This window comes from Cupriavidus basilensis OR16 (assembly GCF_000243095.1).
Classification (GTDB): domain Bacteria; phylum Pseudomonadota; class Gammaproteobacteria; order Burkholderiales; family Burkholderiaceae; genus Cupriavidus; species Cupriavidus basilensis_D.
This window is the reverse complement of record NZ_AHJE01000061.1, coordinates 1-21957: the sequence shown is the minus strand read 5'-3', so window position 1 is coordinate 21957 and position 21957 is coordinate 1. Positions and strand designations below refer to the sequence as shown.

Annotated in this window: 18 protein-coding genes and 3 pseudogenes; 8 read left to right on the top strand and 13 right to left on the bottom strand. The window is 64.3% G+C overall.

The annotated features are described in order from the left end of the window. Nucleotides 1–2: 2 nt before the first annotated feature. The 8 genes and pseudogenes from OR16_RS22395 to OR16_RS22360 form a co-directional block, all read right to left on the bottom strand. Nucleotides 3–1281: pseudogene (locus OR16_RS22395) on the bottom strand (pilus assembly protein TadG-related protein). A gap of 26 nt (nt 1282–1307) precedes the next feature. Beyond that, entirely contained in the window at nt 1308–1649 is a 342-nt protein-coding gene (locus OR16_RS22390) for a hypothetical protein (RefSeq protein WP_006160225.1), read from the bottom strand. Nucleotides 1650–1683: 34 nt separating this feature from the next. Further along, nucleotides 1684–3531 (bottom strand): type II and III secretion system protein family protein, encoded by a 1848-nt coding sequence (locus OR16_RS22385; protein WP_006160224.1) that lies wholly within the window; start codon nt 3529–3531, stop codon nt 1684–1686. Nucleotides 3532–3610: 79 nt separating this feature from the next. Further along, nucleotides 3611–4459, bottom strand: coding sequence for a Flp pilus assembly protein CpaB (gene cpaB / locus OR16_RS22380; protein ID WP_006160223.1), 849 nt, complete (start codon nt 4457–4459; stop codon nt 3611–3613). 43 nt (nt 4460–4502) lie between these two features. After that, a complete protein-coding gene (locus OR16_RS22375) occupies nt 4503–5918 on the bottom strand; it encodes an ATP-binding protein (RefSeq protein ID WP_043420668.1) in 1416 nt (471 codons plus the stop codon). 96 nt (nt 5919–6014) lie between these two features. After that, nucleotides 6015–6563: an A24 family peptidase gene (locus OR16_RS22370; protein WP_043420666.1), complete on the bottom strand. Its 549-nt coding sequence runs from the start codon at nt 6561–6563 to the stop codon at nt 6015–6017. Between the two features lie 63 nt (nt 6564–6626). After that, a complete protein-coding gene (locus tag OR16_RS22365; RefSeq protein WP_006160220.1) occupies nt 6627–6830 on the bottom strand; it encodes a Flp family type IVb pilin in 204 nt (67 codons plus the stop codon). Between the two features lie 114 nt (nt 6831–6944). Next, nucleotides 6945–7130 (bottom strand): Flp family type IVb pilin, encoded by a 186-nt coding sequence (locus OR16_RS22360; protein WP_006160219.1) that lies wholly within the window; start codon nt 7128–7130, stop codon nt 6945–6947. 809 nt (nt 7131–7939) lie between these two features. Here OR16_RS22360 and OR16_RS22355 point away from each other — a divergent pair. Genes OR16_RS22355 through OR16_RS22345 form a run of 3 tightly spaced genes read left to right on the top strand, consistent with a single transcriptional unit; the run spans nt 7940 to nt 11351 of the window. Continuing rightward, entirely contained in the window at nt 7940–9181 is a 1242-nt protein-coding gene (locus OR16_RS22355; RefSeq protein WP_006160218.1) for a glycosyltransferase family 87 protein, read from the top strand. After that, nucleotides 9172–10443, top strand: coding sequence for a glycosyltransferase family 87 protein (locus OR16_RS22350; protein WP_006160217.1), 1272 nt, complete (start codon nt 9172–9174; stop codon nt 10441–10443). Before OR16_RS22355 ends, OR16_RS22350 begins: the two co-directional genes overlap by 10 nt. Beyond that, complete coding sequence (locus tag OR16_RS22345) at nt 10440–11351, top strand: glycosyltransferase family 2 protein (protein WP_006160216.1); 912 nt, start codon at nt 10440–10442, stop codon at nt 11349–11351. Before OR16_RS22350 ends, OR16_RS22345 begins: the two co-directional genes overlap by 4 nt. Here OR16_RS22345 and OR16_RS41640 read toward each other — a convergent pair. The 3 genes and pseudogenes from OR16_RS41640 to OR16_RS22335 all read right to left on the bottom strand — a co-directional run bounded on the left by OR16_RS41640 (nt 11243) and on the right by OR16_RS22335 (nt 13615). Then, nucleotides 11243–11482: a GtrA family protein gene (locus OR16_RS41640; protein WP_081488852.1), complete on the bottom strand. Its 240-nt coding sequence runs from the start codon at nt 11480–11482 to the stop codon at nt 11243–11245. The two genes, OR16_RS22345 and OR16_RS41640, sit on opposite strands and share 109 nt — an antisense overlap. Before the next feature lie 35 nt (nt 11483–11517). Further along, nucleotides 11518–12252 carry a class I SAM-dependent methyltransferase gene (locus tag OR16_RS22340; protein ID WP_006160215.1) on the bottom strand — a complete coding sequence of 245 codons (735 nt, stop codon included), beginning with the start codon at nt 12250–12252 and terminating at the stop codon, nt 11518–11520. 38 nt (nt 12253–12290) lie between these two features. Next, nucleotides 12291–13615: pseudogene (locus OR16_RS22335) on the bottom strand (sigma-54 interaction domain-containing protein). A gap of 1431 nt (nt 13616–15046) precedes the next feature. Here OR16_RS22335 and OR16_RS22330 point away from each other — a divergent pair. From OR16_RS22330 to OR16_RS22320, 4 genes and pseudogenes are all read left to right on the top strand, one after another. Continuing rightward, a complete protein-coding gene (locus tag OR16_RS22330; RefSeq protein WP_006160214.1) occupies nt 15047–16006 on the top strand; it encodes a phosphatase PAP2 family protein in 960 nt (319 codons plus the stop codon). Between the two features lie 135 nt (nt 16007–16141). Continuing rightward, complete coding sequence (locus OR16_RS43615; RefSeq protein WP_141639901.1) at nt 16142–16495, top strand: hypothetical protein; 354 nt, start codon at nt 16142–16144, stop codon at nt 16493–16495. 523 nt (nt 16496–17018) lie between these two features. After that, nucleotides 17019–18016, top strand: a pseudogene (locus tag OR16_RS22325) (YjgN family protein). Nucleotides 18017–18065: 49 nt separating this feature from the next. After that, a complete protein-coding gene (locus tag OR16_RS22320; RefSeq protein WP_006160213.1) occupies nt 18066–19226 on the top strand; it encodes a M48 family metallopeptidase in 1161 nt (386 codons plus the stop codon). 3 nt (nt 19227–19229) lie between these two features. Here OR16_RS22320 and OR16_RS22315 read toward each other — a convergent pair whose 3' ends face one another. Continuing rightward, nucleotides 19230–20264, bottom strand: a complete 1035-nt coding sequence (locus OR16_RS22315) for a LysR substrate-binding domain-containing protein (protein WP_081488851.1) — start codon at nt 20262–20264, stop codon at nt 19230–19232. A 77-nt stretch (nt 20265–20341) separates the two neighbouring features. Here OR16_RS22315 and OR16_RS22310 point away from each other — a divergent pair, with 77 nt between their 5' ends. Then, nucleotides 20342–21631, top strand: coding sequence for an MFS transporter (locus OR16_RS22310; protein ID WP_043420662.1), 1290 nt, complete (start codon nt 20342–20344; stop codon nt 21629–21631). On the opposite strand, the gene OR16_RS22305 is transcribed toward OR16_RS22310, so the two are convergent. Then, a partial coding sequence (locus tag OR16_RS22305) for a TPM domain-containing protein (RefSeq protein ID WP_006160210.1) occupies nt 21621–21957 on the bottom strand: 337 nt, incomplete at its 5' end. The two genes, OR16_RS22310 and OR16_RS22305, sit on opposite strands and share 11 nt — an antisense overlap.

Below are 21957 nucleotides of genomic sequence, written 5' to 3'. Positions count from 1 at the left end.
TCCTATTGCACGAGAACCGGCACTAGCGGTCCTACGCCAGTCGTTGCGCCGGGGATGCCTTGCGTCGCGCAGGGGCTACCGGGCGCGCTGGAGTCGCCCCGGTACTCGAGCCGAACGGAGTCGATGTTTCCGCCGGTTTGCATGGGCTCGATCATCAGCAGGCAGGCCCAGCTTTGTACTGGCGCGCTATGGTTACCGGGGTTGGCGAAGCCGGAGCAGTCCACAATCGGCGCGAGCACGAGGCGACGGTCCGCGCCGCTCTGGTACGAAGCGGTGGGGGCGGCATTGCCCTGTGTGCTCAGTCCGGTAACGGAGTCGCCCTGATAGGCGCGATAGGCCTTGCGTGCGGCGAGGAAGTTCGGTTGCGTATTGCCCGATGTATCCACGGAGCTGCCGTCGTAAGCGCTGTTCTTTGCGGTCCAGGTCTTGTCGTTGTATGTGAATCCCGTAAAGTCGGTCACGCCTAGCACTTTCGAGCCTTTGACGATGCCAAAGCGGCTGTTCCAGTCATCCGCCAGCGATGCCTTGTTGCCGGCAGATCCAATCAATGTCCCTTGGGCAGGCAGGTTGCACTGTCCCGCGCCGTCCAGTTGTTTCGCAATCTGGCTGGCGCTGTTGCCTCCGCCCAGGTCGGCCCGCCCCGTAGGTGCCGTTGTTGCTGGCGTCGAGCTTGGTCACCAGCCACTGCCCGACGGTGTAGGCGGGCTGCGGCGGGCTGATCGTGCTGGGTTTGCAGACGAAGACTGGGATGGCGCAGGTCGTCTGTGCCGAGCCGGTGGTCGCCACCGCGAACGAGGCGACGGTTGCGGGCCCGATACTGGCACCCGGCAGGAAGTTGAGCACCTGGGCGAACCAGTTGGCAATGCCGGCGCGGCTGACCGAGCATTTGACGTATTTGATGGTGGGCAGCGGATAACTGACGCTGTTCTTGTCCAGGAAGGGGTCGGCCAATGCGTCGCTGTATGTCACGCTTTGGTCGGCGACCAGCTGTACCGACTCGCTCTGGAACAATGCCATGTTACGTAAGCCGGCGGTGATGCCCGCCGCTTCCGAGACGGTGAGCGGCGTCGCTCCCGTCAGGTCGCGAGCGGCAGCCAGCGCGCAGGCATCCGCGCCGTTCTGCAGCTCGCTCTTGGCGACATAGAGCTTGCCCAGGTCGAGTGCCAGGCCGAGGAAGCCGACCAGCATGACCAGCGCGATCGCAACGATGATCGCTACCGCCCCGCGCTGCCGGGCGCGATGGCTCGGCAGCGCGGTCCTGCGAAGCGTTGATTTGGACATGATGATTCTCCCCAAGCAGACCGATTTCAGCGCGTGCCCGCGCCGCCCGCCATGCCGATGCCGCCGTAGCCGCCGGCGCCGAAATCCATGCCACCTGCAGCACCTGTGCCGGCGGGGCGCAGGCGAATCAGCGAGCGCTCGTAGTTGGTCATCGCGGCCACGGCGGTCTTGCCATCGGTGCCGCTCACCGATGGCAGTCCCGCGGGCGCGTCGGGGTTGATGATCTGGGACCGCGTCACGGTGGTAACGGCCTCGCCAAAATGCTTGTCCCAGTTTGGCGTCGATGTCATGCAGGCAGACAGGGTCAGATTGCCAAGCACTGCCAGCGTGACGGCGGCGCGGCGCGCGTACTTCAGGTTCTTGTTCATGGTGGTTCTCCTCGTGGACGGACGCTTCGGCAGCTCAGTTGGCACTCGGTGTTTCGGCCGAGCGGGCTTTGTCCGGCGCCAGGCCGGTGGGGCTGGCGCCGGTAGCGGCGCGCGCCTGCGCCAGCCGTGCCGCGGTGGCTTCGATGCGCGCGATGCGCATGGCGGCCGCGTCTGCCGGCGGAACACCCGCGGCTCTCGCCAGGGGCGTGGGCGGGGAGATGACGGGTGCGTCATCCAGCGGCTTGGCTGCCGGAACCATGCTCAGCGGAGCCTTTGGTGCCTGCTGGGCGGGCGCAGCCGGGACCGCTGCCGGCGCGGGCGCTGCCGGGACAGGTTGCGAGGGCGTCGGGCTCGGTGCGTCAGTCTTCTTGCCGGAGCCTTCCATATTGCCCATCAGGTAGAGCGCTAGCGGGTTCGGTGTCGAGAAGCTGTCGGTTGGCAGCGGATAGGATGCGCTCTGCATGGGTTGGACCAGGTGCGGGGTGATGATGAACACCAGTTCGGTCAGGTCCTGCTGGAAAGACGTGCTGCGAAACAGCGTGCCCAGCACGGGAACTTCGCCAGCGCCCGGCAATGCCTTCAGCGAGCCACGCGCGCTGTTTTGCAGCAGGCCGCCAATGGCAAAGCTCTCTCCGTCCCGCATCTGCACGGTGGTGGAAGCGCGGCGGGTGGTGATCAAAGGCAGGATGGTCTGGCCTGTCAGGCTGCTCCCGCTGACCGTGGCGCCGGTGGGCGAGAGTTCGGAGACCTCGGGGGCCACCCTGAGATTGATGCGCCCGTTTGCCAGTACGGTCGGCGTGAACTTCAGGCCAACGCCAAACTCCTCCTGTTGCAGGGTGATCGTGGATGCACCACCGAGGGCATTGCTTTGCGCCACCGGAATATAGATCTTGCCGCCAGCGAGGAAGCTCGCTTCCTGGCCGCTGATGGTGACCAGGTTCGGCTCGGCCAGGATCTTCACCAGACTGTCATTCTTCTGCGCATCGACGGACACGTTGAAGGGCCGGTTGTTCGCCTTGTTGGCGAAGATGGCTCCCGACGCGCCGCTCAGCAGCGAGGTCACCAGGCCACCGCTCCAAGAGCCGAAGCCGCCCTGGAGGTTGACCGCCGAACCGAGTTGGTTCAGCAAGGTCTTCGATACTTCGGCCACCTTGACCTCAAGCATGACCTGCTGCGGCGTGTCAACAGACAGCATGTTGAGGACGCCGCCTTTCTTGTTGCCCTCGCCCTGCGCCGCCGCCGCGTACGCATAGGCGATCTCCATGGCCTGTTGCGCGGCCTGTGCGTTCGAGACGCTGCCGGAGAGCACCAGGTTGTCAGCGGCCGTCAGCACGCGAATCTGTGATTCGCCGGGCATCAGTTGCGTCAGCGAGGTCTGGAGCCCGCCGGCATCTGCGTTGACCACCACGTTGATGATGCTGCAGCCGCCACTGCGACCTTGCACGATCATGTTGGTGGTGCCGACGCTGCGTCCGAGCACATACAGGGTTTGCGGCGACACCATGGTGGCCTGGACCACATTGGGGTTGCCGAGCGTGCGGTTGCGTACCGGCTCCGGCAGGGGAATCAGCGAGGACTTGCCGACCGGCACGATGATATTGCTCTCGTTGCGGATCGCGCCAGTGCAATTCGGCCCACGACTGTCCGCGGGGACAGCGGCAGCAGGCGCGGGCGCCATGCTGATGGTCATCTGCACCGGGCCGCCGGCAGGCGCGCCCATGGCCGCCTTGGCTGGCGCCGCAGTGGTCGATTTGGCGATGGCGCCGGCTTCGACCGCCACCTGGGCAGCCGCACCCAACGGTACGCACAGGATTGCACCCGCGACGCTTGCGAGCGCAATAGCTCGGGCGCCACTCAGGACTTCCGTATTGACGTTGTTCATTTCGTATCTCCCCCCGGAGAGGCTGTACATCACGCCTGGAGTTGCCAAATAGAATCTTGCTGGGTGGCCACCCTGGCCATCAGAAACACTCAACACTGCCCTGGACACCGGCCAGCACACCGATGCAATGGCCCGGCCTGGCCGGTGTCACTGCGAGCGGACGCGGTCTTGCTGGCGCGCGCGGGGCATTGACCGTGACCACCTTGACGGGCTGTTCCGTCGGTGGCGTGCCGAGCAATGTGATTTTGGTGGCGCCGCCGGTGCTGACCGCGGCCACGTCGACCTGGTTGCGCAGGACGAGCGACAGGGTGCCCACGCTGCGGGCGACGTCGAGCTTCTCCGCCTGTTCGGGCGTGACCTCGAGCGTGACGGCATTGACGACTTTCGGTTGGGTGTCGTCGCGGCTGACTTGCTGGGCTACCGCCAGCACCAGGATCTTTTCCAGCACGATCTTGGAGATGCTGCCGTTGCCCGCGCCCTTGGCCTCGGTCTCGTTGGTGTTGACAATCACGTCGACGTGATTGCCTGGCAGGGCAAAGCCCGCCACCCCGACCACATCATTGACGCGCACGGTGATGGCGCGCCTGCCCTGGCCAATCACGGCCGAGAGTCCTCCTTTGGTGCCCAGCGGAGCGAGCTTCGCGTCGAGAATCGGCTCTCCGCGTTGGACACTGGTGCGAACCACGCGCCCCTCCAGGGCTTTGAGATCCTCAAATGCGCCAGGCGGCACGCTTCCCGCTGGCCAACTCACCATGCTCAGCTGCGCATTGGTCAGCGGTTGTCCGAGATTCAGGTCGCTGGTTGCTACCACGACCTGTTTGAGAGAGCTGGAAGATTGCTGCACCAGCCATCGCGAGGCGGAGACGACTGCCGCGACCCCCGCGACCAGGGCGATGAACAGCATCAGCATTGCTCGAGCGTTTTTCATGATGACTCCCCTTAGCGTTGTTCGTTAGACAGCATGCCGGCACTCAGCTGGCGGCCTGAAGCGCGGCCTGCCATGCGACCCCCGTGCCGGAGGGACGCGTGGATTCGGGTACCGCATGCGCACCGAAGTAGCATCTCCAGGCGCCACGCAGCGCGTCCGGCGTCACCTGTGGCGGACCGCGGTGGTAGAGCACGCTGGACGCCACCAGCACAAGCAGGTCACGTGGAATGCAGGCCAGGAGTGGTGTCCTGCTGGGGAAGTGCAACCCCTCCAGCAGGAAGTCGAATGCCGCTTCCGTGCTTTCCAGCCCGACGTCGCTGGTGGCGCGCAGGTACACCTCGCGGTAATCGTCGCTCGACAAGGGGCCGATGAAGAGCTTGCTGCCGAGCCGCCGCAGGAATGCCTCATCGCCCAGTTGCTGGGGATCCAGGTTGGTCGAGAACACCGGCCACACATCGAACGGCACGGCGAATCGCACACCGGTCTGCAGCGAGAACATGTCGACGCCGCGGTCCAGGGGCACAATCCAGCGGTTGAGCAATTCGCTCACGCCTACCAGTTGGCGCCCAAGGTCATCGACGATGTAGATGCCATTGTTGGCTTTCATATGCGGTGGCGCCTGGTAGAAGCCCGCCATGGCGTCGTAGCGCAGGTCCAGCATGGACAGGGTCAACTCGCCGCCCGACAAGACGGCGGGGCGGTGGCAGATCGTCCAGCGGCGATCCGCCGAGCGCTGCTGCAGCGGCGCATCGGAGGCATCGAACGGGACATGCACGAGCGGGTCGAAGACCTGGATGATCTCGCCGGCGACAGTAATCGCGTGCGGTACCGGCACCGCACCTGGCAGGAGCTTGCCAAGGCGCTGTGCCAGGTAAGTCTTGCCGCTGCCGGCGGGGCCATACAGCATCAGCGCCCGGCCGGTATTGACCGCCATGCCCACCTCGTCGAGCAGCTGCGCGGGGATGACCAGGTCGCCGAAGGCAGCAGTCATATCTTCCCTGGATACCGATGCCTGGCGCACGGAGTGACGCTGCACGGCGGCGAGATACGCGTCGAGGGTGACCGGTGCCGCGCCGACATAGCTGCTGCGCGCAACCAGTTCGGCGGCCCTGGCATACCCCGCATCGGTCAGGCGGAAGCGTACGTCAAGGTCGCTTGCGCCGCGGTGCGCCACCTCCAGCATGCGCTCTCGCACCGCGATGCTGGCGATCTCGTTGGTCACCGTGGCGGGCAACTTGAGGGTATCGGCCAGCTGGGTGAGCATGGCGCTGCGATGCAGGTAGGCCGCCTTCATCAATAGTCCCACCAGCAGTGTGACGTCGATGCCGGTGTCGGCGACCGTCCTGGGCGCGGGATGCCACGGATGCACCTGCTCGCGCCCGGCATCGTCCGGGTTGTCGGCAGCCAAGCCTGGCGTGGGCGCCCGCTGGGCAGTTCCCGATGTATTGTGTTCGATCATTGCTCCCCCCGTTTATTGGCTGGTGCAGCCTTGCAAGTCCAATTTCAGTGTCTGGTCCGGTTTCTTGTTCGGATGACGCATGGCAAATGGCTGTCGTCACACGGAGGCGAACAGCACCCCGAGCGTGCCGGCGGCAATGGCCACGCCGTAGGGCAGCGACCCAACCGACCATGACGGTTCGGTGCTGGCGCCGCCGTCCTGGCTGAGCGCAGGCCTGACCCGACCGAACGACGTCAGCATCAATGCAAGGTTGCGGCGCAGCTGACCAAGGCGTCCACGCCACAATGTCAGTGCCAGTGCCCACACCCCACCGGCCACGAAGGTAGCCAGCGCGATCTCGAGCGCCATCGGCGCGCCCAGCCAGGCACCCACGGCGGCCATCAACTTGACGTCGCCGGCAGCCATGCCGCGCAGAAGGTAGAGGGGCAGGAACAGGGCGAACCCGGTGAGCCAGCCACTTGCCCAGGCCAGCGCTCCGGCGCCCCAGCCGTGCAGGATGATCTGCACAGGCAGCGCGAGCAGCCACGCACCGAAGGTCAGCCAGTTGGGTATGCGACGATGCTGCGCATCGATGGCTGCTGCGGTCAGCACCAGCACGATCACCAATGGACCGACGCATTGCGGTAGGACGGACTGGGCTAGCATGATGTTCCCTCTACGTTCTTGTTATGTCTGTGCCGGCCCGTTATTCGGGCCTGGCGTTCCTGCTCAAGCCGTGATCGCGGAAGCGATCGTTTGGTAAAGCTCCAACACACTGCTGCCAACTGCCTGGACCGAGATGAGGATGGCAACGGCGATCAGAATTCCCAGCAACGCGTACTCGATGGAAGTGACCCCGGATTGCTCAAGATGCAGGTCCCTGAACATACGTATCAGCTTTGGCATGATGTCCGCCGTGTCGTCATGGATCATTGGATTGGGCAGGATGCTCGTGTTGTGAGGCCATCTTTCCCACCGTATGCCATCGTGAATTCCGCATTGGCCGAACCGGGGCGCGGACGGGCCGGAGGGCCCGTCCGCGGCGCTTTAGCCGTTGGCCGACGAGAGCGAATTGCCGATCTTGTTGAAGGTGGTGGCGAGCTGCGTGCCGACGAGCGTGACCGCAGTAATGATCACGACGGCGATCAGCGCTGCGATCAGGCCGTACTCAATGGCGGTGACGCCATCTTCATCGTTGGCGAAGCGCTTGATGTTGTTGATCAGGGCATTCATGACAATCTCCTTCGGTGTTGGGAAAAAACTTGATGCAATGAAAATCAACTACGGGCGAGGGTTGTTCGTTGCGCAGGGGGGCCGCAGATTGCGAAGGCGTGGAATGGCCACTGGCCACCCTTGTGTTCGCGACAAAGCCGAGAGATGGCGGCGCTAAGCGTGGCCGCAATCCGGATCCCGTCCAGCATGCCCTTCACTAGCGTATGCGAGGGCAGTCCTGGCAGGCGATTCGGTGTGCCGTCCATCCAGATAGTCCTTGCGGCCTCCAGATGGACAGCGGGCACGGCGTGTTGTCGGTCAGCGGTCATGGCGTATGTTCATTTAGCTGATTCGTCTTCGGGCTTCGGCGCCTTTGCTGCTTGCCTCTGCTTCTTCGGCATCCAGCTTGGAGCTGTCCTGGAGCCGCATGCCAAACCATAGGCAAAAGCTGGGCCCTGGCTCCAGGTGGCATGTTTCCGGCGAGAAACGTCAAATGGCAGCCCGTCTTGGGGAGATCTGGCGCGTCCTCGGCGCCAGGCCTGGCTCTGGCAGCTATTCGCTCGTGATTCAAGGCTGAAACGTTGGACTTTTATTGCCCTGGAAAGCCGTAAAACGCGGTGTTTTCGGGCAGCGGGCGCGCTTGTTTAATCTTGGAATTCAGACAAGACTAAAACCACGGCACCCGAAGAGAAACTGAGAGCGCGTGCCAGGAAGCAGCTAAAGATGCTCGGCAAATAGCGCGTCGAAGCCAGAGGCAAACCAGCATCGCGTAGCGCCTTTTTCAACGCACGAGAAAAGCGCCAAGGCGAGGGCAAGAACAGGAGCGAATTGTGAGGGCCAGAACGCGCGAAGGCAAGGAATCCCCGCGGTCCGGCGCGCTCGGCCTCGACCGGGTTCGCTTCTACAGCATTGTCGTGCTGGTGTTCTTCGGTCTATTGGTCGTTGCTTGGGGATGGGCCAGCAACGGCTTCATGAGCGGCCGTGCGGCGCGTCCCGGGGTGGATTTTTCCGTATTCTGGAGCGCTTCCTATCTAGCGCTGCAAGGGGCTGCGCAGGATGCCTATGTGTTTAAGTCGCTGGCGCCGGTGATGGCGGCGTTCGGCTCGCAGGGCTCGGGCGGCGATTTCTTTATGCCCTGGCTCTATCCGCCGACATTCCTGCTGGCTGTACTGCCATTGGCGCTGCTGCCATTCCCGGTCAGCTATTTCCTCTTCTCAGCCGGCACTACGTATCTCTATGTAACGTCCCTGCTAAGGTTGCTTGGTTCCGCAACGAGCTGGAGGTCTGGGAATTGGCTGCCGATCGTCGCGTTTCCTGGGGTTTTGCTGACCCTCTTGCTGGGGCAGAATTCCATGCTGACAGCCAGCTTAGCGGCACTCTCGATGTGCTGGCTGCAGAGGCGCCCGGTGCTCGCCGGCATTTGTATTGGCCTGCTCTGTATCAAGCCGCAGCTCGGCCTCTTGTTCCCCATTGCCTTGATCGCGGCACAGGCATGGAAGGCCCTCGCCGCTGCGGTCGTGACCGCACTCGCGTTGCTTGGCGCCAGCGTGGTGGCGTTTGGCTGGGAGACCATCCCGGCCTTCCTTGGCGCTGCCGAACTGGCGCGGGTGCAGCTGATCGAGCATAGCCCGCAGGGGTGGCTCATTTCGCCGACAGCGTTTGCGGCGGTGCGTCTGTCCGGGGGCAGCATTGCCCAGGCTTATCTCGCCCAGGGCCTGGTTGCCTTGTTTTCGATATGTGGCCTGCTCTATGTCTGGTTGCGGCAGACTCCCGCAGGACTTCGCGTCGCCATACTCGCCACGGCCACCATGCTGACGACCCCATATCTTCATGGCTATGAACTGACCTGGATGGGGCTTGCCATTGTTGGCATGGTGAGCGACTGCCTCAGGCGCGGATGGCTGCGCGGCGAGCAGCAACTGCTGGTAGTCGTGTGGTTCTTGCCCTTGTACGAACTTCTCAATCCCTTCATGAAGCTCCCGCAGATCGGTCCCGTGATCCTGGTCCTGGTGGCCGGCGCGATCCTGCGGCGGGTGGGAATCCAGGTGGCAGGGAGCGTGACATGCGCATGATGAGAGCCGCTGCTGCAGTCGATGGCGAGCAGGAGCCGCGCGAGCATTGGCTGAACTCCGAGCGGGTGCGCCTGTATTCTGCCGTGGCGCTCCTCGCCTACGCTATCTTCTTCTCCATCTGGATCTGGCGTGCCTGTCTGTCGAGCCAAGGCCATGCGAGCTTGTTCGGCGGTGACTTCGTCGCCTTCTGGAGCGCCGCACAGCTTGCCATGAACGGCAACCCTACGGGTGCCTACGATGATGCCACCTTGCGGCTGGTAGAGATCGCTGCGATGCCGGCCCTTGCCTCCGCCGGGGGCACGCTTCCGTGGCTATACCCGCCTAGCTTCCTGCTGCTGGTTAGCCCGCTGGCGCTGCTTTCATTTGGCGCTGCATATGGGGCCTTTCTCGGGACGACCGGCGCGCTCTACCTGTGGGCAGGGAGCCGCATTGCTTCATGGCGCGGCGCATGGCTGCCAGGCATGGCCTTCCCCGGTATCGCCGTGGTGTGCGCGACGGGGCAAAATGCCTTGCTCACCGCCGGTCTGGCTGCGCTCTCGCTGACGATGGTGCGGCGTCACCCGGTTGCTGCCGGGCTGGTCATGGGAATCCTGACCATCAAGCCGCACCTGGCGTTGCTGTTCCCGCTTGCACTGGTTTGTGCCCGCGCCTGGAAGGCGCTGGCAGCCATGATGGTTTCTTCGGTCACGCTGCTGGCTTTGAGCGTTTTGGTGTTCGGCACGGAGTACCTTTTTTCATTCCTCGGCAATGCGGATATGGCGCGCCTCGCGGTGGAGGGCGGCGAGGCCAAGCTCGTCCGGATGCTGACCGCGTTTGCCTTGGTGAGATTGCTCGGCGGCAATCTCGCGCTCTCCTATGGCGTTCACGCCATCGTGGCGGGCATTGCCGCCGGTGTCGTGATCTATGCCTGGTGCAGGCCGGCCAGTTTCCCGCTGCGGGCGAGCGCCTTGATGGCGGCCACGCTGATGCTGAGTCCTTATCTCTACGACTACGACCTGGCATTTCTCGGTTTCGTGATCCTCTGGCTTGCTGGCTATGCCATTGAGCGCGGGTGGGTGCGCTGGGAGAAGGAGTTGCTACTCGTCCTTTGGCTCACGCCACTGCTCGGGTTGCTTGTTGTCCAGGAGATCGGATTCCAGTTCATGCCGCTTTCGATCCTGGCAACGCTGTTTCATGTAGTCCGTCGAATCCGCACGGAACGAGCGCAGAACGCGGAACCGTGCCACAACAAAGAAACACGGGTGGGGGGAGGTGGGTCATGATCGATCAAAACAATAGCAAGCAGATCTCTCTGGTGGTGCCGTTTTTTAACGAGCGCGATGCGATTCCAGGGTTCTTCAAATCCGTTGTGCCAGTGCTCGAATCGATCGAGGCGGCCTCGTTCGAGATCGTCTGCGTCAATGATGGCAGCAACGACGGCACGCTGGAAAAGCTGCTCGAGATCGCGCAGCGGGATGCGCGCGTGCGGGTGATCGACCTGACGCGGAATTTTGGCAAGGAAGCCGCGCTTACCGCGGGGATCGACGAGGCGCTTGGCGATGCGGTCATTCCGATCGATGCGGACCTGCAGGATCCGCCAAGCCTGATTCCCGTCCTGGTTGCGCGCTGGCGCGAGGGGGCCGAGGTGGTCCTCGCACAACGCGCAAGTCGCTCGTGTGATTCGTTCATCAAGCGCACGGCGGCGCTGGCCTACTACCGGGTGCATAACTATTTGTCGGAGCTGAAGCTGCCGGAGAACGTCGGCGATTTCCGGCTGATGGACCGCGTGGTCGTCAATGCGCTCAAGCAGTTGCCGGAGCGCAGGAGATTCATGAAGGGCTTGTTCGCCTGGGTCGGCTATCGGACCGTGATCGTGCCCTACGAGCGTGAGGCGCGCAATGCCGGGCATTCCAAGTTCTCCGGCTGGCGTTTGTGGAATCTCGCCCTGGAGGGCATCACCAGCTTCAGCACGCTGCCGTTGCGGGTATGGACGTATCTGGGATTCCTGATTGCCACCATCGCTTTCTGGTACGGCATCTTCATCATCGCGCGCACGATTGTGCTTGGTGTGGAGGTACCCGGCTATGCTTCACTGCTTTCGGTGCTGCTGTTCTTTGGCGGGGTTCTCAAACGCGCGAGGTTCTTGCGGTGCAACCGGCTCGAGAAGCTCCATAGTGTATTGAGCAGGTAGGAGCAGCCCGTTGCCGTGATGAAGGCAACACCGTTGGCCAGCATGGGTGAGGCTAAGTCCCAGGCGATGAGTGTCGAGGCCGTTGTCACGTGCAGCAGGGTCGCTGCGACACCCGACAAGGCGAAGCGCATGAGCCGGGTTGTGCCGGCGCGAGCGATTCGTGCGCTCACGGCAGCCGGGCAACGGCCAGCAGGGAGATGCCGAAGGGCAGGGGGGACTTCGAGAGCCAGTGCCGTTCCGCTGAGAATATCCGGTGCAGCAGGGCATTGAGCGGGGCTGCGGGCACCGCGCTGCCCGTCGAGGCCGGGCTGCCGCTGAGCCGGTCCTTGAGCCGTGCGGCAATGGCGAACGGGCACAGCAGCGCGTTGAAGTGCGATATCCGCTCGAGCTCCAGGCCCGCTGCGCCGACGGTTGCGCGCAACGCCTGCTGGCTGTAACGCCGCTGGTGGTGCAGGAATTCGTCGTGTTTGCTCCAGAGCCACGGATAGGCTGGCACGGTGATCAGCACTGCGCCGCCCGGCTTCAGAATGCGCCGTGCGCTCACAAGCGAGGCCGTATCCTCGGCGATATGCTCGAGGCAATCCAGAAAACAGACGAGGTCGAAGCCCGGCGCGGAAAATGGGATATCGTCAGGCCACCTGCCGCCGCGGATATCGAATTGGCCTGCCGTCTTCAGTTCGGCGATTCGCCGCGCGGTGGCATCCATTTCGACCGCGCTCACCTTGCCAAAACGGGCAAGCATGGCGAGATTGCCGCCCGTGCCGGCCCCCACTTCCAGGATGGACGCATCGGTCGGCAAACGCAGGCGCTTGATCGTGGCCGCGACGATATCCCGGCGGCCGCGGAACCACCAGTGAGCGGCTTCGGTTTGCGCCATTTCAAGATAGGCATTGGGCGACATGGTTCTACTCCTGTACTGACGCGCTTCCTGGCGTTGGACTAGCCTTGCAGGCAAACCATGCCCAACCCGCCTTTTCTCACCTGAAGCCTGTGCTCGCGCATCATCCGGAACAGTGTGACTCGCGAGATCCCTAGCTCCGCGGCCACGTCGATGAGCCGTTCGTGGTGCCGCTGCAAGGCCTCCTTGACGGCATTCAGCTCCGCCGCCTCGCGCACTTCCGCCAGTGTCAGGGGGCGGGTTTCGGGCGGTGGTTGCAGGTCCAGGTCGCACGGTGTGATGACACCGTTCTCGCACATGGCTGCCGCATGCCGGGTACGGTTGATCAGCTCGCGGACGTTCCCTGGCCAGTCGTGCGCACTGAGAGCGCGCAGCGCTGCTGGCGAGAAGCCCTTGATATGGTCCGGGGAATGCGAGCGGAGATTGTTCAGGATATGCTCGGCCAGCAGCGTGATATCGCCATCCCGTTCGCGCAACGGCGGCTGCTTGATGCGCAGCACGCACAGGCGGTGATAGAGATCGCCGCGGAAGCGTTCTGCCGCAACTGCCGCGTCGAGATCGACGTGCGTGGCGGACACAATGCGCGCATCGACCGTGATCGACTCGGTGCTGCCCAGCCTTTCTATGCAGCCGGTTTCCAGGAAGCGCAGCAGGCTGGCCTGGCTTTCGAGCGGCATATCTCCGATCTCGTCGAGGAAGAGGGTGCCCCCGTGCGCCATCTCGATGCGCCCGGGCTTGCGCTTGAGGGCGCCGGTGAAGGCGCCGCGCTCGTAGCCGAACAGTTCTGACATGAGCAGCGTGGGGGGAATGGCCGCACAGTTAACCGCCACGAAGGGCTGCCCGGCGCGCCGGGAGGCGCGGTGGATCGCCTGGGCGGCCAGCTCCTTGCCCGTGCCCGATTCGCCTGCGATGAGCACTGGCGTATCCCATCTGGAGACTTTCTCTATGCCGCGGAACAGGCTTTGCATGGCAGCACAACTGCCGATCATGCCGTCGATGCCGCTCGCCGGGGGCGGTGGATGCGAGGCCTCCTGGCGCAACTGCACCATGCCGACCGCGTGACGAAGTGCAGCCCGAGCAAACGGCGGGCTGAATTCGAGAGCGCTTCCTTGCTCGTGACAGTGGCGACCCAACTCATGTTCGGCTGAGCGAGCCAAGGCTCGAACGACTCGAGTTCGGCGTCGCTGAAGCCACTGTGTATATCGAGGAGCCCGCTGATGGGCTGCGTGTCCTGGGCGAGTGCATCGAGCTCTCGCTGGTTTGACGCGAAGATCAGCTTCCAGCCTTGTTGTGCCAGGAACCTGCAACGCATGGCGTCGTGATGCTGCGACAGATACAGCAGCGGACGATTGACGTACGCGGTCATATAACCCTCCCCCGATCTCTTCTTCTTGTTGCGAGCTAGTGTCCGTTCCGGACTTGTTCTAATTCGCGGTCTTCTTGAAGGGCGATGCCCGATCCAGGCACATCGCGGCTTCAGGAATGGAGGGTCTTCAGTTTGCCGGTTGCATGGCGCGCGAGACCCGGGCCACATTGGGCCTGGCTCGATCACCGCACATGGCTAAGCACGAATGCCAGCTTGTCACGAACGAGGGTGAAAATCGAACGTCGGCACAATGCCGACAAGCTCCCCGGACCCGACCCGCATGGCGGACCTCCCATCCCCACCTGACTTCAGGAACCCTACCGACGGGCAATGCCAGCCGGAGCACCCGCATCCGGCGCGTCACGGACTGTGGATCGCGCCTTGCGCAGGTGCCGCGGGTCGATCCTGACCATTTACGGATCGACCCGCGCCTGAAATGACTGCAACTGCCTATCATCGGGCAAGCAAGCTTTCGCATGCCTGTCCTGCCTGGGCCGTGTAGTTATCTGGCGCGGCCCTGCGCCTGAGCCCCTCCCCTGATCCCGCCTGGGCTTGCGGGTTCCTTATCATCTTGTCGTCGGACTTTGCGCTTGCAAGACGGTGCCGGTTGTTGTGGTCTGGCTTGCGGCTTTAGTCCGATCACATGTTCTGCGAAGCATAATCGCGACGAACGTGCCAGGGCTGCTAAGTCATTGATTTCGCTAGCAGGGACAGTGATGAGCGCGTTGCTTGCCGACGCAAGTGTGTAACAGAATGTTTCTTCCCTGTTACTGCGCGTCGTCCTGCGAATTTTGTGCTTCAGTATGTCCTCGCTCGCGAAATGCGAAGTTCTAGAGCCTTGCGCTTGTCCAGTGAGGTGTATGCGGCATATTTCCGAGCCAGCGCTGCCGTCCCGGATGTGCGCTTTCCCGTTGCGGGCATACGGTTTGCGGTAGCGCTATCCCGGCGGCAGGGGGGCAAATGGTTTCATCTCTGAAAATGCGTATCTCCGGCAGTACTTGGTGCGGGGGGGAGGTAGAACCAGCAGTGGCATGTTTCGATGAGAACGAAAGTGCGAGGGATTCTCAATAACGGCGAAAGTCGTAGTCCAAAGGATGGACAAGATAGCGCGTGGCGTACTTTTCACGAGCCAGAACGCGGGCCCGACTCATCAGGATGGATGAGTTGCGTATGCCTTACACAGATCGCCGACATCGCGCGAATCGGTTGCATTTGTGAAAACGGGCCCGGAGCTGCGAAGGCATGGCGCCTCGGCGGTGTTGCCCCAGATCGCCGACAGTCAGGGTGCGGTACTTGGGCGCCTAGTACTTTGGTAGTCCCACGTAGAGTCGATGCCGGAGGCACCCCGACTAAGCTATCTTGCATCCAGTACTTCGCCAAAGACGAGTGAGCGGGGCGCGCAGCTGGATGCATCCAGGGAGGGGCTGCAAAATGAGAATAGACAACAGGGTCTTCACGCGCGGCGATGCCATCAGATGGATGCTCGTGCTCGGGTTTCTGGTTCTGGATTCGGTCTGGCTCGCGGCAAGCGGGCGCTCCGTGGCCCATGCCAGCGTCGTCGCCATCGGCACGGCTGTAGCGATGCTTGCCGCCATCGCGCTGATTCTCAGCTTGATCGCAGGCATGCCGCGCGTGACAGCAACTTCGCGCGGATTGCACTATCGGCGGCTGGCGCTAGTGGCGCAATGCGGCGCTCTGCTGGTGGCCTTCACCAATGTCATGAGCGTGCTGTCCTATTTGATGATCACATTGGCCCCGCCTCTGGTGGATGCCAGGCTGGCCGAGCTGGATAAGCTGTTGGGTTTTGACTGGCCGCAGGTCTACAACTGGGTCAGGGCGCGGCCCGCAGTGACTCTTTTTCTGCAGTTGGCTTACGCCAGCGGCTTGGCTCAGTTGCTCCTGGTTCCCATGCTGACCGGTTTGGCGGGGCGGGCCGAATATTTGCGGGAGTTCATGTCCAACATGATGCTCTCGTGCACGCTGCTGTTGCTGATCGCGGCCCCTTGGCCAGCCGCCGGGGCCTACGTCTCGTTCGGCGTAGCAAGCGCCGCCGAGATGGCCAGCGTTTCACACTTCAGCGTATTACGCGCCGGCGCGATGCCGGTATTCGATCTCGCTCACGTGCAGGGGCTGGTGTCTATTCCGTCCTATCACACCGCCATGGCGCTGATCTTTGTGCAAACGATGCGCTGGACCCGCACCGGGTTCGTGGTCGCATGCCTGCTGAACCTGGCCATGATTCTGTCGACGCCAACGGAGGGGGGGCACTACCTGGTGGATGTCGTGGCTGGTGTGGGATTGTGGGCTCTGACGATAGGCTTGCTGCGCGCATGCAGAGCGGCCAAGCCACAAATGTTCGACCGGCACGTCGCCCAGCCGCAGCCTTTCTGAACTTCCGAAGCCGCGAGATAGTGCGGCGGGCCGGTTCCGCCATCCCGTTGGAACCAGGCCCGCGCCTGAAAGTACTGCGAAGGGGGTTTAGATCTCCGCACCGGCGCGTTGCTGTTACCGTGTGCGGCGTGGGCCATGGATTCTGAAAACTGCGCTGGCCCGGCGCTCAACCTCCCCGCGAAGCAAGCCCTGTCACGGCTACGGCTCCACTCCCCGTTCAAGTCTGATTATCGTGATGCCGCGGCTGGTGGTTTTGCACCGCCTTGTCGCTGGCATCCGTGGCGTACCGTATTTGTTGTTGACTTCGGCTATCTTTTCGGTCGCTCTGCTCTTTGTAACGAAGACAAGAGCGACGAACGTGCCATGGGTTCTAAGCTACTGATTTTATTAAGAATGCACTTTGCCAACTTGTTACATTTTGCGTTTATTGTAACAAGGTGTTTCCTCGTCGTTACTGCTTTCGGCGCGGCTGAGTGCGCCGCAGCATAGCAGGCGCGGCGAAAAGTGATGCGTTATCTTCTCCCCGATCATCATAAGCGGCGAAAGGGGTGTGAAAAATGTCCTTTGCTCCCTTTTGCTACCTTTTCCTGGATCCTTCCAAAGGGTATCCGCGAGGACGTATTCGGGTGGTGGAGCAGTCGCCGCACGACCGTTCGAATGGTTGCAGCGGTGATACTTCCCAGGGCAAACAGCTTGTGCGTCCTGGCACGCACGGTCCTGGCGACGAGAGGTGCGGCAGGGCTACGCGTGCACCGAAAGCGTGCGCCGGCGCCAAAAGACGTAGCCGGCAAGGGGGGTGAATGCTGCCGGACTCACATTGGCCCGGGTTCTTTCTCGCCCAGTTGGATGAGGTGGGAACTTCTTACATTGCCCAGCGAATACGATAGATTTGGTTGCATTCCTGATACATTGCTGGCCGCTATGCCGGGATAAGAGATATCGTCGCGCGGCGTGCGGGCACCGCGGTTAGCCGGCGCATCGCCAATTTGCACAATTCACGGGAGAAAGCAGGATGCAGCCAGACAACAACGCGTTCCACGCGCCGGCATACGACCAGCCGGCCGCCACGGTGCGTCCTCTGCGGTTCGAGTTCATCGGCTCGGGCTCCGAGTTTTTCCGCATCTGGATCGTCAATACCTTGCTGACCATTGTCACGCTGGGCATTTACTCGGCCTGGGCCAAGGTTCGCACGATGCAGTACTTCTACCGCAACACGCGGCTGGACGGCGCGAGCTTCGATTACCACGGCCGTGCCTCCGCCATCCTCAAGGGCCGCGCCATCGTGTTTGGCCTGGCGATGGTGTTCCAGCTGGCCAGCCATGTTTCCCTGTTCCTGGCATTGGCGCTGGGCCTGGCACTGGCGGTGGTGTTTCCGCTGCTGCTGGTGCGTTCCCTGCGCTTTCGCATGGCGAACTCCAGCTACCGCGGCCTGCGCTTCGCCTTCACCGGGGGCGATGCCCAGGCCTACAAGGTGTTCCTGCTCTGGCCGGTGCTCACGGTGCTCACCCTCTATGCGCTGGCGCCGCTCGCGCATCAGCGCTTCAAGCAGTACCAGCATGACAACACCCGCTTTGGCACGGCGGCATGCTGGGCAAAGGCATCGGCGCCGGGATCGGCGCTGGCATGGGGGCGGGCATGGGCGCGCCGGTGGTGGCGGCGATCATGGCCGTCATCGGTTTTTTTGTGGCGATGACGGCCGTCGGTCCCTTCTTCATGGCGCGGCTGCAGAACCTGGTGTGGAACCACACCACGCTGGCGCCGCACGCGTTTCGCAGCGAGGTCAAGGCAAGCCGCCTGTTCTTTATCTTCGTCACCAACATGATCGCCAACGCGCTTACGCTGGGCCTGTTCCTGCCGTTCGCGCGGGTGCGTTCGATGCGCTACCGAATCGAGAGCATGACCATGCTCGCGGCGGGGCCGCTGGATGCCTTCGTGGCTGGCGAGACGCAGCAGGTGGGCGCGCTAGGCGACGCCGCGGTGGACTGGTACGACATCGACATCGCGCTGTGACCACAGCCATCGCCGTGCAAGCTTCGTTGACTTCGACTTCAAGGCCCTGATGCAGGATTTCCCAGACGCCACGGCCCCCGCCCCGGTAGCCGCCACTTACTTCGACGGCCGCTCTTCGCGCGCCCATCTCGTGATGTTGTCCATCGAAGGGCGCGATGCGACGCTGCGCGATGCCCATGGCACGGTGCTGCGCCGCGCGCCGCTGGCAGCGCTGCGTGTCTCCGAACGGGTCAAGCGCGCGCCGCGCCTGGTCACGTTTGCCGACGGCGCTTTCTGCGAGGTCACCGACCACGCCGGCTTTGCCGCGCTGCTGGGCGCGAGTGGCTACCGCGAGGGCTGGGTGGTGCGCGCGCAGAATAGCTGGCGGCTGGCATTGCTGTCCGTGCTGGGCCTGGCCGCGGCGCTGCTGCTGGGGTACTTCTATGTCTTGCCCTGGGGCGCCGGCATGGTGGCGCACAGCGTGCCGCCGGCGCTGGAAGCCCGCCTCGGCGAGGCCACGCTCACCAGCATCGATCATGGCCTGCTCATGCCATCAGCCCTGCCGCAGGCGGAGCAGCAACGGATTCGCGCCGACTTCGCCGCGCTGGTGCGCCCGCCCGATCCGGGCCACGAGTACAAGATCCTGTTCCGCCACGGTGGCAGGCTTGGGCCTAACGCGCTGGCCCTGCCGGGCGGCACCATCGTGGTGACCGATGAACTCGTCAAGCTGACCGGCACGGGCCCGGGCCTGCTGGGCGTGCTGGCCCACGAGGCCGGGCACGTGGCCGAGCGCCATGGCCTGCAGCAGATTCTCCAGGCCTCGGCGGTGGGTGCGCTGGCGGCCTACTTCTTCGGCGACTATTCGACGGTGCTGGCGGGCGTGCCCGCCGCGATCCTGACCCTGCGCTACTCGCGCGACCATGAGCGCGCGGCGGATGCGTATGCGGTGGAGGTCATGCAGCGCAACCACTTGCCGGTGTCGGCCTTTGCCGACGTCTTGCAGGCGCTGGAAGACGCCCACACCCGGCAGGTGGAGGTTCAAGCGGCCAAGGCCGACGGCGAGACCGCGGCCAGCGCGCCAGCCGCCACCGGCGAGCGCGAGACCAAGCGCGAGCGCCGTAGCCGCCGCGCCGCGGAGGAGGGCGGCAACAACGACGATGGCGACAGTTTCTTCTCGACCCATCCGCTCACGCGCGAGCGCATCGAGGCGCTGCGGGCGGCCGGCCGCTAGGGCTCAGGCGCCCGAGGGCTGTGCATCAAGCGGCGCGCGCAGGGCGGCGGGCGCCACCTGGCCTTGCAGCCAGCCATGGAACCGCAGGATGGCCTTCTCGCGCGGATTGCCTTCGCGCCAGGTCACCCAGTAGTGCAGGCTGGACGGGATGCGGGTGGTGCCGATCTGCACCAGTTCGCCGCTGGCAAGGTAGTCGCTGGCGAGTTGCAGGCGCGCGGTGGCCACGCCGAGCCCCGCCACCGCGGATTGCAGCATCATGCCCGCATCCTGGAAGATCGGCCCGCGCTCGGGCTCCGTGCCGGGCAGGCCCGCGCTTTCCAGCCAGTCGCGCCACGGCCGCAGGGCGAAGCGCAGCATCGGCAGGCGCGGCAGGTCCGCCAGCGTGAAGCCAGGGTAGCGCGCCAGCAGCGCGGGGCTGGCGACCGCGATCACATGGTCCTCGATCAGGTTGTGGCAGGCAAAGCCGGGCAGGTCGACGCGCTGGTGCCAGATGCCCACATCCACGGAATACGGATCGGGCGGCGTGATCTCGGCGTGCAGCCGCAGGTGCAGGTCCAGTCCCGGCAGGGCCGCGTGCAGGCTCGGCAGGCGGCGGATCAGCCACGCGTTGGCCAGGTCGGCCATGACGCTGACTTCCAGCCGCACCACCTGCGGGGCGCCACCGTTGCTGGCCTCCCGCAGGCCATCTTCCAGTTCAGCCAGCCCGTCGCGAATCCGTTCGGCCAGCCGCGCGCCCACATTGGTGGGCATCATCAGGTGGCCGGTGCGCTGGAACAGCTTGGTGCCCAGCTTGTCCTCCAGCGCGCGCAGATGGTGGCTGATCGCGCTATGGGTCAGGGCCAGCTCCTCCGCCGCGCGCGAGAAGCTGCGGTGGCGCACGGCGGCCTCCAGGGCGCGCAGCGCCTGTAGCGCGGGCAGGTGAGGCGCGCGCTGGGAGCGCGGTGGCTCGGGCGGCGGGGCGGGTTCAGCCGGCCCGGCGGGCAAGCTGGGCTGGCCGGCCAAGCCGGGCTTGACGGTTTTAGGGTGTCGGGAGGTCATTACCGTCAAATTCTACTCACAATTGCGGCGGGTATCTTTCGTTGGTGTTGCGCGCGGCGACTGACGACAATGCAGCCATGACTTCCGCCAATGTATCCACACGCGCCGCTCCGGCGCCGTCTCCTGCCTCACGGGCTGGCGATCCCGCCCCGGCCGCCGCGCGCTGGCGCGTGCTTTGCATCTTTTCGCTTGGTTTCCTGGTTTCCTATATCTTCCGGGGCGTCAACCTGGGCTTCGCACCGCATTTGATCCGCGAGATGGGGCTTGGCGCTGCTGACCTGGGTTTGCTGACCAGCTTCTACTTCCTTGGCTTTGCTTGCGCCCAGCTGCCGGCCGGCCTGCTGCTCGACCGCTTTGGCCCGCGCCGCACCGAGGCGGCGTTGCTGCTGGTGGCGGTGGCTGGCGCCCTGGTGTTCGCCTCGGCGACCAGCATGGCCGCGCTGGCGGCAGGGCGCCTGATGATCGGCGTGGGCGTGTCGGTTTGCCTGGGCGCCGCCATCCAGGCCCTGTCGATCTGGTTCCCGCTGTCGCGCATGCCCTTGCTCAACGGGGTGGTGATGGCGATCGGCGGGATGGGCGCCGTCCTGGTGGGCGCGCCGCTGGGCTGGGTGCTGTCGTGGACCGACTGGCGCACCGTCAGCTACGGGCTGGCCGGGTTGACGCTGGCCATGGCGGCGTTGCTGTGGCTCGGCGCCCCCGACACCAGCCGCGCCGGCAAGCAGCGCCTTGCCGAGCAACTGCGCGGCACGTGGCAGGTCTTTCGCAATGCGCGCTTCTTGCGCGTGGTGCCGCTGGCACTGCTGAACCAAGGTGTTTTCCTGGCGGTGCAGACGCTATGGGTCGGGGCCTTCCTGCGCGACGTGGCCGGCTATGCGCCGGAGCAGGGCGCTCGCCTGGTGTCCGTGATCGGCTTCGCCATGATGGGCGGCTGCGTATGCGCAGGCTGGGCAGCGCGCCACCTGGAGCGTGCCGGCGTGAGCCTCTACACCTTCGCGGGCGTTGGCATGAGCGGTTTCGTCGTGATCCAGTGCCTGATCATGGCGGGCGTGCCACTGCCGCCGACGCTGCTGTGGGCAGCCTACGGCGTGTTCGGCTCCAGCGGCATCCTGGCCTACGCGGTGCTGGCGCGCAGCTTCCCCGACGCGTTGATCGGGCGCGCCACCACCGCGCTGACCTTGACGGTGTTCCTGTCCACCTTTGCCTGCCAGGTCGGCATCGGGCTGGCGCTGGATCTCTGGCCCGCCGATGCTGGCCGCTATCCCAAGGCGGCGCACCTGACCGTGTGGGGCGGGCTGGTGGCGCTACAGGTGCTGGCCGCGCTGTGGTACATGCTGGGGGCGCGTCGCACAGCCAGCGCTACAGCATGACTGGCCGGTCATCGAGTTCGTTCGGATTGGGCCGGTCGCCCGAGGGGAAATGCTGCGCCAGTTGATGGTGGATCTTCTCCACCGCCGCCAGCACGGGCTTGACCGACAGCTCCTGGGCCAGCCCGCTAGCGAGTTCGTTGCAGATGGCGCGCCAGGTTTCCTGGGCGACGCGGGCGTCGATGCCGCGGTCTGCCAGCAGCTCCACCGCGTGATCCGCCAGGTTGATATATAGCAGCACCCCGGTGTGGCCTTCGGTATTCCATACCTCCAGCGCGCCGAACAAGGCACGGGCACGGGCGCGCGGGCTGGTGCCGGAGAAGGCGAGC